Annotated in this window: 8 protein-coding genes; all 8 read left to right on the forward strand. The window is 56.0% G+C overall.

Annotated features, from left to right (window positions below):
- Positions 1-300 precede the first annotated feature (300 nt).
- The 8 genes from DWU98_RS09420 to DWU98_RS09455 all read left to right on the forward strand — a co-directional run bounded on the left by DWU98_RS09420 (position 301) and on the right by DWU98_RS09455 (position 13,342).
- Positions 301-1,206 (forward strand): MASE1 domain-containing protein, encoded by a 906-nt coding sequence (locus DWU98_RS09420; RefSeq protein WP_158545014.1) that lies wholly within the window; start codon positions 301-303, stop codon positions 1,204-1,206.
- A gap of 332 nt (positions 1,207-1,538) precedes the next feature.
- A complete protein-coding gene (locus DWU98_RS09425) occupies positions 1,539-1,742 on the forward strand; it encodes a helix-turn-helix domain-containing protein (protein WP_115495295.1) in 204 nt (67 codons plus the stop codon).
- 52 nt (positions 1,743-1,794) lie between these two features.
- A complete protein-coding gene (locus DWU98_RS09430) occupies positions 1,795-2,844 on the forward strand; it encodes a DNA cytosine methyltransferase (protein ID WP_115495296.1) in 1,050 nt (349 codons plus the stop codon).
- A gap of 62 nt (positions 2,845-2,906) precedes the next feature.
- Entirely contained in the window at positions 2,907-3,302 is a 396-nt protein-coding gene (locus DWU98_RS09435) for a very short patch repair endonuclease (protein ID WP_230474771.1), read from the forward strand.
- 30 nt (positions 3,303-3,332) lie between these two features.
- Positions 3,333-6,458 carry a DISARM system SNF2-like helicase DrmD gene (gene drmD, locus DWU98_RS09440; RefSeq protein WP_115495297.1) on the forward strand — a complete coding sequence of 1,042 codons (3,126 nt, stop codon included), beginning with the start codon at positions 3,333-3,335 and terminating at the stop codon, positions 6,456-6,458.
- A gap of 4 nt (positions 6,459-6,462) precedes the next feature.
- Complete coding sequence (locus DWU98_RS09445; RefSeq protein ID WP_158545015.1) at positions 6,463-7,122, forward strand: restriction endonuclease; 660 nt, start codon at positions 6,463-6,465, stop codon at positions 7,120-7,122.
- Complete coding sequence (locus tag DWU98_RS09450) at positions 7,119-11,465, forward strand: Eco57I restriction-modification methylase domain-containing protein (RefSeq protein WP_115495299.1); 4,347 nt, start codon at positions 7,119-7,121, stop codon at positions 11,463-11,465. Before DWU98_RS09445 ends, DWU98_RS09450 begins: the two co-directional genes overlap by 4 nt.
- Entirely contained in the window at positions 11,462-13,342 is a 1,881-nt protein-coding gene (locus DWU98_RS09455; protein ID WP_115495300.1) for an ATP-binding protein, read from the forward strand. Before DWU98_RS09450 ends, DWU98_RS09455 begins: the two co-directional genes overlap by 4 nt.
- The last annotated feature ends 5 nt before the right edge of the window (positions 13,343-13,347 follow it).

The raw sequence follows: 13,347 nt of genomic DNA on the forward strand, positions 1-13,347 counted from the left end.
TGCTGGTAGGGGTCCCTACCGGACGCCAAGGACATCCCGGCAGCTCTTTTATCGCATAGCCTGACCGTCACTGCACCTTCACGATGCACCTCACAGACCAGCTGACCCAGACAGACCACATGAAGGGCGTGCGGCAACATCTTGCAGGGGTTCATGGGCCTGCGCGCTTCACCAGAACTTCACGGCAAAGGCCTAAGCATGACGCCATTTACGCCCGGGGGTTGGGCGGCAAGGGACTTGATAAGGGGTCAAGTGATGGGGAAAGGAACACGCGGGAGCACGTTTGGGCGTTATGCCATCGTGGCTATCGTCTACGGGATAAGCGTCTCGCTTTTTCGGCAGATTTCGATCTCGCACTGGCTCGTCATGTGCGGCTTCGACTTGACCGTGTTGCTCCTGACGCCCTATCGCTATTGGCCCGCGCTTTTCGTAGGCGAGTTCTTTCAACTACTCGTCAAGAGTATTCAGTGTTTCGATCAATTCGGGTGGCTCTGGTCAGTCCAGAACCTCCTGCCCACGCTGCTCGTCATGGCACCGCTGGTTTGGGTGGCGCGAGAACGTTGGCACGTGCTCCATCGCGGCTACCTCAATATCCCAGCGCTGCTGGCGTGCTCGCTCTTAGTTGCCGCTGCGATGACGCTGGACAGCCTGGTCTCCTTATCCGTTACGCCCCTGCCGCCCGGGTATGTGTTGCCGGGTGGATGGGGTGGTGTCGCGGGCCGTTGGTTACTTGGAAACTTCATCGGGATACTGACGATCACGCCGACCGTACTCGCGTTCCGCAAAATGATGACCCAGTATCCGTGGCGGCAATGGGCTAGTCGGGTGTTCGACAGCAAATTGCTCTTGGAATCCATTGGCCTGGTGCTTCCCGTTCTGGCGATGCTGGTGTGGGTAGGATTGGAAGCGACCCCGCACACAGCGACCCGGCAAATCGCGCAAATCGCCATGTTTTTGCCCGTCGTTTGGTTGGCGCTTCGCCATGGATGGCAAGGTGCCGCCATGGGGGGAACTGCGGCAAGCCTTGCCATCATGCTGTTGATGCCAGAGCGTTACGATCAGAGCACATTGCAGGCCGAGTGCCTCGTCTCCTTCGTCATCAGCAGCATGTTGTTGCTGGGCGGTCGCATCACCGCGATGGACCGCCAAGCAGAACAAGAGCGGATCGATGTGCGCATGGACGCTATGCATTGGCAGCACAGATAAAGCGGTGTACTCACAAATCAACGGGTTTGTGGACACGCTGTATCAGGCCATGCCTAACCTGGACCGACAACAACGGCTACCCGGCAACAGCACCAGTTGGACTCTCCTTGAGGAAAACCGAGACATATGCACAGGGCAAGGCGCATAGCGCCTTGCCCTGTGTCACGCGTCCCCACTTTTGTTTTTGTGCTCGGCCTGACGGTATGACTCTATCCGTGTAAATACGTCTAAACCTTACCAAATAAGCCTAAATCCGATGTTCAAAGCGCCTATTTCATGCCATTATCTGGCAGAAGGCAAAAGGGGGCATTCCGTTACAGGGTTTCCACGTTATGGCGAATCGTTGGCTATCGGTCGAAGACATTGCCGAGTACCTCGGCGTGAGCAAGGACACCATCTACGCGTGGATCTCTAGGCGAGGAATGCCCGCTCATCGAATCGGACGGCTCTGGAAATTCAAAACCGACGAAATCGACATTTGGGTGAGATCTGGCGGTGCGGCGGATTCGAGTTCTAGCGCGCAAGAACCAGGATAAGGCGGCTGCATCGCGGTTGATTGGGGCGCCATGTGACTGAGACGAAAGAGGTATGGACGTGACGAAGATTGCATGTGTCGATTTATTCTGCGGTGCTGGCGGACTGACGCATGGCTTCATTTTGGAAGGACTTCCCGTCGTCGCAGGTATTGACCTTGATCCTGCATGCCGCTTCCCTTATGAAGCGAATAACGGTTCGGCCCGGTTCGTTGAGCGAGACATCAGCAAAGTTACCGCCGATGAGATCAAGGGGTTATTTGGCAAAGCCAAAATGACAATTTTGGCAGGCTGCGCACCTTGCCAGCCTTTTTCGACCTACGCCCAACGTTACGAAGTTGACGGCAAGGATGGTAAATGGGGCCTGCTGTATCAGTTTGCACGCCTTGCTAAAGGCTCCATGCCAGATGTCATAACGATGGAGAACGTTCCTACTGTCGCCCAACACGAGGTGTTCCACGATTTCGTGGGCAAGTTGAAACGACTCGGCTACAACGTCTGGTTTGATGTCGTAGATAGCTCTCTATACGGCGTCCCTCAGACACGACGCCGAATGGTGCTTCTTGCCTCTAGGCATGGCGACATCAAGTTGATCGCCCCTACTCATGAGAAGCCCAAAACCGTAAGGCAGGCCATTGGGCGCCTAAGAGCTCTCGGCGCTGGGGAGTCCGCTCCCAGAGACAGACTGCACGTCGCTTCCACGCTGTCCAAAGTGAATCTCAGACGAATCAGGGCGTCCAAAGCCGGTGGCACGTGGCGGGACTGGCCGAAGGATTTAGTTGCAGATTGCCATCGTGTCGAAAGCGGTCGCACCTATCCGGGCGTATACGGACGCATGGAATGGAACAAACCCGCACCTACAATGACAACTCAGTGCTACGGATTTGGTAACGGCCGCTTTGGTCATCCCGAGCAAGATCGAGCTATTTCATTGAGAGAAGCGGCGATCTTGCAGAGCTTCCCGCGAGATTATGCTTTCGTGCCGAAGAACGGTGACATCTACTTCAAAATTCTCGGCCGTCTCATCGGCAATGCGGTTCCGGTGGATCTGGGGCGTGCCATCGCGCGTAGCATCAAACAGCATCTCGCGTCCGTCACGGATTGATGAAGGCGGCCGAGGCTCTTATGCCGCAAGTCCTTTGCCCTTCACCTAAAGCAAGCCGGCGCATGGCGAAGATTCGCCAGAAAGGGACTGACGCTGAAATCGCTTTGCGCCGCGAGATACGCAAAATGGGATTGCGCTATCGAGTTGATTACGAAGTTCTAAAAAAGCCGCGCCGAGTCGCGGACATTGCATTTCCGCGACGAAAGATTGCGATTTTTGTCGATGGCTGTTTTTGGCATGGATGCCCCGCACATGCCACTTGGCCCAAACAGAATGCCGAGTTTTGGCGACAGAAGATCGAAGCGAACCGTCAACGAGATAACGATACGAACGATCGGCTTCAGGATCTCGGCTGGACAGTGCTCCGATTTTGGTCGCACGAGTCGCCCTCCGAAGCGGCGAAGACCATTGCACGAGTGGTTGCCACGGCTGATCGAAACGACACTCCTAACAGGTAGGTTTGTATAAAAGGGTTTAAGGGAAAGGGCATGGATGTATCAACCAACGAGCAGAATAACGCTTATCGGGCTATACCTGAGCCGGGACGGTTGGTCGAGGTGCGCCGTCGTCAGTGGGTAGTCGCGGATATCAATGCTGCTCGGCTGGATGCAGGTACCCTCCAACATTGCGTGACGTTGTCGTCGATCGACGAAGACGGCCTCGGCGAAGAATTGGAAGTCATCTGGGAAATCGAGCCGGGCGCCCAAGTCATTGAGCGTGCAGGCCTGCCCTCGATAACAGGGCAGGATGACTCCAACATGCTAGATGCCTTCCTTGATGCAGTACGGTGGGGTGCTGCAACCAATGCCGATCAAGGGTTTCTCCAAGCCCCTTTCCGAAGCGGCGTCAGCATCGAGGACTTTCAGCTCGATCCACTAGTACGAGCCATCGACATGGCTCGCGTCAATCTACTTATCGCTGATGACGTCGGTCTTGGCAAGACCATTGAAGCTGGCCTGGTCATCCAAGAACTACTTTTGCGGCACCGTGCCCGTACGATACTGATCGTCTGTCCCGCGTCACTTCAGGAGAAGTGGCGCATTGAGATGCTGGAGAAGTTCGGTCTTGATTTCCGCGTAGTCGATACTGACTACGTCAAGCAGTTGCGACGCGAGCGTGGCATCCATGCCAATCCTTGGACTTCGCATCCGCGACTCATCACGTCGATGGATTGGGCAAAGAGTGGAGAAGGTCTGCGCGCAATGCGTGACGTGCTTCCCTTTCATGTCGGCTATCCAAGAAAGTTTGATCTTCTAGTCGTGGACGAAGCGCATAACGTCGCGCCCGCCGCAGGCAACCATTACGCACTGGAAAGTCAGCGCACACGCTTCATCCGTGCCATTAGTCCCCACTTTCAGCATCGCCTATTCCTGACTGCCACGCCTCATAACGGCTATACCGAATCGTTCACATCTCTTCTAGAACTGCTCGATGACCAACGTTTCGCCCGCAACATCCTCCCAGACGAGAAACGTCTGAGCCAGGTAATGATCCGCCGGTTGAAAAGCGACCTGATCGATGCGGACGGCAATCCCTTATATGCTCGCCGCACGCTAGATGCCCTCGCGGTTCCATACTCGACTAAAGAACGCGAAATACATCGTAAATTGGACGAATACTGCGCTAGTCGCGAAAAGGATGCTGCGCAGGCCGGCAGCGGCTTCGCCACTGCCTTCGTCAATCGCCTCCTTAAGAAGCGCCTACTCTCGTCCCCAGCAGCATTCGCATCCACGCTTGAAAAGCATGTCGCTTCGCTAGCGGAAGCCCGGCACGCGAAGCAAGACACCATGTCCGAGCGCATCCTGCGCAAAGCCATCTCGAAAGTTGACGAGGACTATGCCAACGATCGAGAGGCAGAGAACGCACAAGCTGAAGCCATTGAGGAAGCAACGCGCCGCTCTCCGCCGCTGACGCAGGAGCAACGGGCGATACTAGACGAATTAAGGGAGTGGGCGCAGCAAGCCAAGAATCAAGCCGACTCCAAAGCCAAGGCCATCCTCGACTGGCTCACAGCAAACCTCAAGCAGGATGGTCACTGGAACGATCGCCGGGTAATCCTGTTCACCGAGTACCGCACGACGCATCAGTGGATACATCAAATTCTGGCCAGCCATGACTTTGGCGGTGAACGTCTTGCCCTACTACACGGAGGCCTCTCCCAAGAGGAGAGAGAGCCGATCAAAGCGTCATTCCAGGCTTCGCCGCAGGATTCGCCCGTCCGCATTCTTCTCGCCACTGACGCGGCATCCGAAGGTATTGACTTGCAGAACCACTGCAATCGACTCATTCACTTGGAGATTCCCTATAACCCCAATGTGATGGAGCAGCGCAACGGGCGCATCGACCGCCACGGGCAACGCGAAAAGGAAGTGTTGATATGGCACCCGGTCGATGGCGGCGATAGGAGCGGTGTACCAGTCGGTGGCCACGGCGAGGACATCCTGCGCGCCTTGCGAAAACTGGACTTGATGCGCGCCGACATGGGCAGTGTCAATCCGATCATTGCGCCACAGATGTCCGGCCTCATCGAAGGTTCCCTGAAGGATCTGGATACTCGTCTTGCCGAGGCGCGGATCAATCGCGCCAAGAACTTCGTTCGCGCCGAACGCGAATTGAAGCAGCGCATCGCCAAGCTGCACGAACGTCTTCTCGCCACCAAGCATGATTTCCATCTCACGCCCGACCACGTCCTGATGGCCGTGACAACTGGTCTCGCGCTGGCGGGCCGTCCGCCATTGGAACTCGTCGAATTGGCGGGCACGCCCTCGGGCAGCGTCTTCCGTATGCCGCCGCTATCCGGCTCCTGGGCACGTTGCCTGGAGGGACTGCGCCACCCACATACTCAGCGAATTCGTCCCATCACCTTCGACCATGCCGTCGCCAATGGCCGAGACGACGTCGTGCTCGTCCACCTTAATCATCGCTTGGTACAGATGTGTCTGCGTTTGCTACGCGCAGAAATTTGGGCCCAAGACGACGTAAAGAAGCTAAACCGCGTCACCGTCCGTACCGTGCCTGACGCGCATATTGATGGCCCAGCCGTTGTCGTCGTTTCACGACTGGTCGTCACGGGTGGCACCCACCATCGACTGCACGAGGAACTAACGGTATCGGGCGGTTATTTGCGCGACCAATCCTTCCGACGTGAAGAGAGTGTCACCCTCATCCAGCAGTGGCTTGATGAGGCAAAACCTATCACTGCGAATGCATCCCTATTCGACGTGCTTCGCGTTCGCTTCGACCGTCAGCGAGAGGCCATACTCAAATCGGTCGATGCCCGTTCCAAGGAACGTCTTCGATTCCTGACCAACACACTTGAGACCCGCAAGCAGCAGGAAATCAAAGACATCGGCACCGTGCTCGATGAGCTCGAGAAGGCGATCCAGTTCGAGTTGAAGAAAGAGCAGCAGCCAGAACAGTACACGCTCTTCACCGAGGACGAGCGCATACAACTCCAGCGTGACGTCTCCGCGCTGGAGGCCCGCCTTGCGCGCATTCCCGACGAGCGCCGGATGGAAACTCTTGTCATCGAATCCCGCTACGCCAAACTTAATGACCGCACCTTCCCAGTCGCTGTGATTTTCATCGTTCCTTCATCACTATCTCGGGGATGAAATGATGAAGTGGCAAGAATATCAAGAAGCCGTTGCGGTGCTGTATGAACAAGCTGATGGATTCGGCAACGTCAAACGGAATGTCATGGTGCCAGACAAAATTACTGGTCAGCCACGGCAGATCGACGTACTCATCGAAATCGAAGCCAAGGGTCACTCTCTCAAGCTACTCGTCGACGCAAAATTCCATGCCGATCCCATAGATGTGAAGCAGATCGAGTCCGTTCTCGCACTGGCTGACGCAGTCGGCGCTAACAAGGCCATTATCGTGGCAGCGAACGGTTGGACGGAGCCTGCCGAGAAGAAAGCCGATCATACTGGATGTGATCTTCGTCTTCTTTCTCTAGAGGAAGCCATCGACATTCTCATTCCAGACAAATGGGAAATGTGTCCAAGCTGTCTGCATGATTGCATCGTGCTGGATGACGACGGAGCGTTGATAACGGCGGATGGATTGCTCTTTTGGTGGCTTGCTGGACAGTGCCGCGAATGTAAGTACGCGTTTGCATGGTGCCAAGAATGTGGAATCTATACGGACATCCCGTTTGGAGACAGTGCCACATGTACTTGCGGACATCTCTGGGAAAACAAAAGCGATGGAGTAAATCTGACATTGGCTGAAGAACGGATGGATGGCGAGCCGAATCCTGGAGAGCAAGAGTGACGACCCAGCATCACGAATGGCTCTCGCTCGTCGAGATTTCGGGCCCGTTCCTCGCCATCCCCGTTCTGAAGGAAGCATTCCCGCAAGGTTTAGAAGAGCTCAGCAGCAGTAAGCGCAAGCGACTGCGCCAAGCCTACGATGAGTGGCGTGAGGCGCTGGAAACCGATGATCCGACAGTCACTGATCTTCACGCGGCGTGGATCGACGAAGTCCTATCGCGCGGACTGGAACTGGACGAGGATGGTCGCGGCGATGTGCTCAAACGCAGGGATTGGTGCATTTCGCGTCTGAATGTCGAACTACCTGAGCACGCCATAATGCTCTCGCCAGATTTCGCCATCGTTGGTAACGGCGACAAGCCGCTGATGCTCGTCCACGCTTACGTGCAGAATGCCGATCTTGATACGACCCACAAGCTGGATGGCTGGACCACGACACCTGCAGAACGCATGGTAAGGCTCTGCCGCGCCACGGGCTGCCGTCTCGGACTAGTGACCAACGGCGAACGCTGGATGCTGGTTGATGCGCCCGTGGGCGTGGTCACCACATTCGCCAGCTGGTATGCGCGTATTTGGGCTCAGGAACCCATCACCATCCAATCCTTCGTCCACCTCTTGGGCATCCGGCGCTTCTTCGTAGATGAGTCTGAGCAACTGCCCGCGCTCTTTGATCGCTCGCTCAAATTTCAAGATGAAGTAACCGACGCCTTGGGTGAACAGGTCCGACGTGCGGTCGAAGTGCTCATCCAGTCGCTCGATAAGGCCGATCAAGACCGTGACCGCGAGTTGCTGCGCGGCGTGAAGGAAGCTGAACTCTACGAAGCCGCACTGACGGTGATGATGCGGCTGGTCTTCCTGCTCTCCGCAGAAGAGCGCGGACTGCTGCTTTTAGGCGACGAGCGCTACGAAACCAACTACGCAATCTCGACTCTGCGCATGCAGTTGCGCACGGAATCGGATGAGATTCTGGAACGCCGCTGGGACGCATGGTCGCGTCTGCTGGCCGTCTTCCGCGCAGTGTACGGTGGTATTGAGCACGAAAACTTGCGTCTGCCCGCTCTGGGCGGCTCCCTGTTCGATCCGGATCGTTTCCCTTTCCTCGAAGGCCGCTCCCAAGACTCTGACTGGCGCACCGACGTCGCCAAGCCGCTACCAATCGACAACCGCACCGTCCTACTGCTGCTTGAAGCCATCCAACAATTCCAAGGACGCACGTTGTCCTATCGGGCGCTAGACGTCGAGCAGATCGGCTACGTCTACGAAGGTCTGCTAGAACGCACCGTCAAACGCACCACTGAAGTCACACTGGAGCTCAATGCCACCAAGAGTGCCGAGTCGCCCTGGGTCACGTTAGCCGAACTCGAATCTGCGTGGCTGGATGGTGACGAACACCTGGTCGACCTGCTCCAACAGCGCTCTGGCGGTTCCGCCAGTCGCGTGCGCAATGACCTGAGCAGGTCCGCGGACGATGCGCTCGCCGATCGCCTGCTAACCATCTGCCACGGCGATACGGCACTGCGTGACCGGATCAAACCGTTCGGTCATTTGATACGCACCGATCTATGGGGTTATCCGCTGGTTTACCCCACCGACGCCTTCATCGTCACTACCGGCTCTGACCGGCGCGAGACGGGTGCCCATTACACGCCGAAATCGCTCACCGAGGCCATCGTCGCCGAGACACTCACGCCGATCGTTTACGTCGGCCCAGCAGAAGGTGTGCCGCGCGCGAACTGGTCGCTCAAGTCGCCAGCAGAGCTGCTTAACTTGAAGGTATGCGATCCAGCCATGGGGTCGGGTGCCTTCCTCGTGCAAGTCTGCCGATGGTTGGCCGATCGGCTCGTGGAGGCATGGGTACAGGCAGAGGCGCAGAGTAAGTTGGTAAGCACCGATGGCTTGGTGTTGGATGTCGACGCCAACGAAGAACTGCTGCCACGCGACACCGAGACGCGCACCATCGCTGCCCGCCGCCTTATCGCCGAACGCTGTATCTACGGTGTCGACCTGAATCCGTTGGCAGTCGAACTTGCCAAGCTCTCGATCTGGCTAGTGACCTTGGCCAAGGGGCGCCCCTTCGGCTTTCTTGACCACAACCTACGCTGCGGCGATAGCCTGCTCGGCATCCATCAACTGGAGCAACTGACCCAACTTTCGATGAATCCCACGGGCCGAGGCCAGCTACGCCTCTTTGGCCAGAACATCGAGCAGGCCGTGCGCGATGCCATGGAACTACGCTCGCTCCTCCGCGAGATGCCCATCCGCGACATCCGCGATGTCGAAGCCATGGCGCATCTGGACGTCGATGCGCGTCGTAGACTCGAAGTACCGGAATGCATCGCTGATGCGCTCGTTGGGGAAGCATTCGCATCGAGCGGTAATCTAACAGCATTGGCGAAAACTCTGGCATCGCTGACCATTCAAGCTAGCCAGGTCGTCGACGGTGACAAAAAGGCGCTCGCCTTGATGCGCCGGAGATCGATCGCTGCGCTCTCGACCGATTTGCCCGCCGACAAACCCGCGCGTCGGCCTTTCCATTGGCCACTGGAGTTTCCGGAGGTGTTCGCGCAACAGCGTGATGGCTTCGACGGCATCGTCGGCAATCCACCCTTTCTGGGCGGCCAACGAATCACCGGAGTCGCAGGCACTGCTTTCCGTGATTGGTTGGTCGCGCACATCGCCGAAGGGCGCCGCGGCTCGGCAGACCTAGTCGCTTATTTCTTTCTGCGTACATGGCGCCTGTTGCGCGAAGGCGGCGGTTTTGGGCTGCTCGCGGTCAACACCATCGCCGAAGGCGACACACGACAGGTCGGGCTGGAGGCCATGGTCAGCGCAGGTGCCATTATCCATGCAGCCTACCCGAACGAACCCTGGCCCGGAAAGGCAGCTGTCATCACTAGCCGCGTGCATATCCACAAGGGCGAGTGGCGGGGCGAACGCTCGCTGCTTGGGCGACCGACGCCCTTCATATCGGCATTCCTCTCCGACCGCGAGGAATGGAGTCCGAAGCGCCTGAAAGCCAACGAAGGCATTGCGTATCAAGGTTCCATCGTACTCGGCAAGGGTTTTGTACTCTCCCCTGATGAGGCGGATGGAATGCTGGCCGCTGACACGAAGAATGCCGAGGTGATCCTTCCCTATATCAATGGCGATGACCTCAATTCGGACCCCGAACAGCGGCCGAGCCGTTGGGTGATCAGTTTCTGGGACTGGCCGGAGGAGCGCGCACGCGAATATGAGTTGCCGTGGAAATGGATTGAACATCGGGTCAAGCCTGAACGACAGCGCCGCAACGAGCGTGGCGAATTAGTTCTTCGGAAACCACTGCCTGAGCGTTGGTGGCAGTTTGGTGAGAAGCGACCCGGCCTCTATCACACTGTCGGTCGCGGTCATCGTTTCATGCAGCATCCTGAAGATTGGTCTTCCGATGAGCATGCTCCGGAAAGAGTTTTCTGTCTCTCGCGCCACACGAAATACGTAGCGCCCGTAGTCACACCACCAGACTATGTTTGGTCAGATGCCACGATCGTCTTTTGTTCCGATTCTTTAGCATTTCTAGGAGTTTTGTTTAGCCAAATCCATGAGGCGTGGGTGCGAAAGAATGCATCGCGTCTTGAGAGTCGACTGAGGTACACACCGAGCGATGTACTTGAGACGCTGCCTCTCTGCGCCCTCAACAATCAGCACCTTGCAGATATAGCTTCTCGCTACCAGAGTCATCGGCAAAGCCTTTGTGCAGACTTTGCGCTGGGAATGACCGACATCTACAACCGCTTCCATGCCAACACCGAGCACGATCCTCGCATTGAGAGGCTGCGTGCTGTGCAGCGCGAAATGGACGACGCCGTCGCACGGGCTTATGGCTGGGGCGATATAGATCTCGGTCACGGCTTCCATGAAGTGCCGTATCTACCGGAGAACGACCGCATCCGCTTCACGATATCAGAGACCGCTCGTGTTGAAGTGCTGCGGCGATTGTCTGAATTGAACCGTCAGCGTTACGAGGAAGAAGTCGCCCAAGGCTTGCATGCTAAAAATACTACTCGAATCACATCCAGTGCCCCACGTACCGACCGCGTCGCGAGCTCCGCTCCGAAGCAGCAAGGGATCGACTTCAAAACAGGAACGGTTGCTGCCATAAATGGCATGCCTCAGGCCACGATGATTCTCGGTTTCTTGAGCGCACACGAAGGCTGGCACGCTAAAGTCGACATCCTCGCCGCGACCGGTATCACCGACAGGCAATGGAACACCGTTATCGCCGACCTGATCGCACAGGGCATGATCGGGCGCCAAGGTGAGAAGAGCGGTGCGCGCTATCGTTTCAATGCAGGGGGAGAAAAATGAAAGAGTATCGGCTAAATGTAGACCCACGCATCCTGGAACTGCTCGGACCAAATCTCTACACCAACATCTATTACGTATTGGCAGAGCTGATCTCCAATGCGTATGACGCCGATGCGAAGAACGTTTACATCATCTCCAATAAGGATGACATCCGCGTCGAAGACGACGGGCATGGCATGTCTTACGAAGCCGGTGATATCGCCAGGTACTTGAACGTCGCGGGCGTATCAAGAACCACGGAAGAAGAATCGCATACCAAATCCGGAACGCGCCGCAAGATGGGCCGCAAAGGCGTGGGGAAACTGGCCGCACTCTCAGTCTCGGAAAACGTCGATGTCCTGACAGTCGCCAACGGAGAAAAATCGGGCTTCGTGCTGTCCCGACATCCTGAAAACGGCAATGAATTAAAGGCCATCCCGGACGAAAGCATTGTTTTCGAACGCGTAGAAGACCATGGCTCTGCCATCATCATGCGCCATCCTCAATACCGGCTCCATAAAACGTTAGACGCCGTCAAGCGTAATCTTCTCAAGATATTTCCGTTGGTCGACGCGAATTTTCGGATACACGTCATTCGTGGAACCGAAACAGTAACGATCGACGATTTCGATCGAAGCGTCATGGGCGAGCTAAGCACGCTGATCACACTCGGTGCCAAATTCGCTCCACTGTGTGATCTCGTTCCAGACAGCTATCCCGACAAAAGATCCGAATTAGTTGTGTCACAGGAAGTGAAGACCATGCCGGTCACAATGAAGACCAGCGACGGGAAAGAACACGAATATCCATTGGAAGTTCTTGGCTGGATTGGTACTTACAAAACCACTCGTGGACGAAAGGCGGAAATGACCGACTTTCCAGACAACTTTATTTCTCTGTTCGCCAACGAAAAGATGGGCGAGTTCAACATTCTCCCTATTGTCGGACAGAACAAGCTCAATGAAGTCTATGTCGTCGGACAATTGCATGTCGACCTGTTCGAACTTACAGATCTACCTGATATGGCATTGAGCAATAGGCAAGGATACAAATCTGATGATCCGCGCTATGAGGCCGTACGCGAATACGTGAGAAATGAGCTGCTTGCTGAAATTCTTAAGAAGCGTGAAGCGTTCACCGATATCGTCAATGCCGGCAAAAAGCTCCAAAAGGAAGAGGCTCAAAGGAATGACGAGGCAAAGCTAAGGTTGTCCGTAGATGCCTTTCGCAAAAAGGCCAGCGAAGAAGCGGCCAAGGCGTTAAAAGAACTTGGTGTGAATGTTTCCCGTGAGGCAATGGAGGAGGCGATTTCCAAATCCATCAGTGCCAATAGTCCCGATCTTGGGCTGAAGGCAGCAGTCGATGCCCAGAAGAAGAAAATCCTCATCAGCCAAACTTATCCGGACAAGCCCTTCGCCGACATCATCTACCAGATGCTGGTGTACAACAATGTACCGACCGACGACATCCTGTACACCAACTGCGACGACGAGGCATGTCGTGTGCCGGAGGGCCGTGCCGTCTATGACTATCTCCGAGAGTTTTTCGTTGAAAGCTATTCAACCCAGAAAATCTTCGTGCTCTTTGTGACCAGCGAAAACACGAAAGTCTCTTGGGGTGCTATCACGGAAGTCGGTGCTTCTTGGATCACTCAGATCGATCACAAGATTTTCAACATCCACCCTTTCCGACCAGAACATCCTCTCAACGATGAGGTGCAGTGGCAGAGCACCAACCGAGAGGAACCCACGAGAGGAGACCTGTGGATGATCCGGCTGAACGCGGACGTTTTCTGCCAGAAGGTGGAAGCGATCTGTGATGCGCTGGATTACGGCAAAAAGACGCGTGCACAAAACATGGCCCATTTGGGGACGCTTGTCTCTATCAGGAATGCGTGAGGTTC

This window comes from Dyella monticola (assembly GCF_003363155.1).
Taxonomy (GTDB): domain Bacteria; phylum Pseudomonadota; class Gammaproteobacteria; order Xanthomonadales; family Rhodanobacteraceae; genus Dyella_B; species Dyella_B monticola.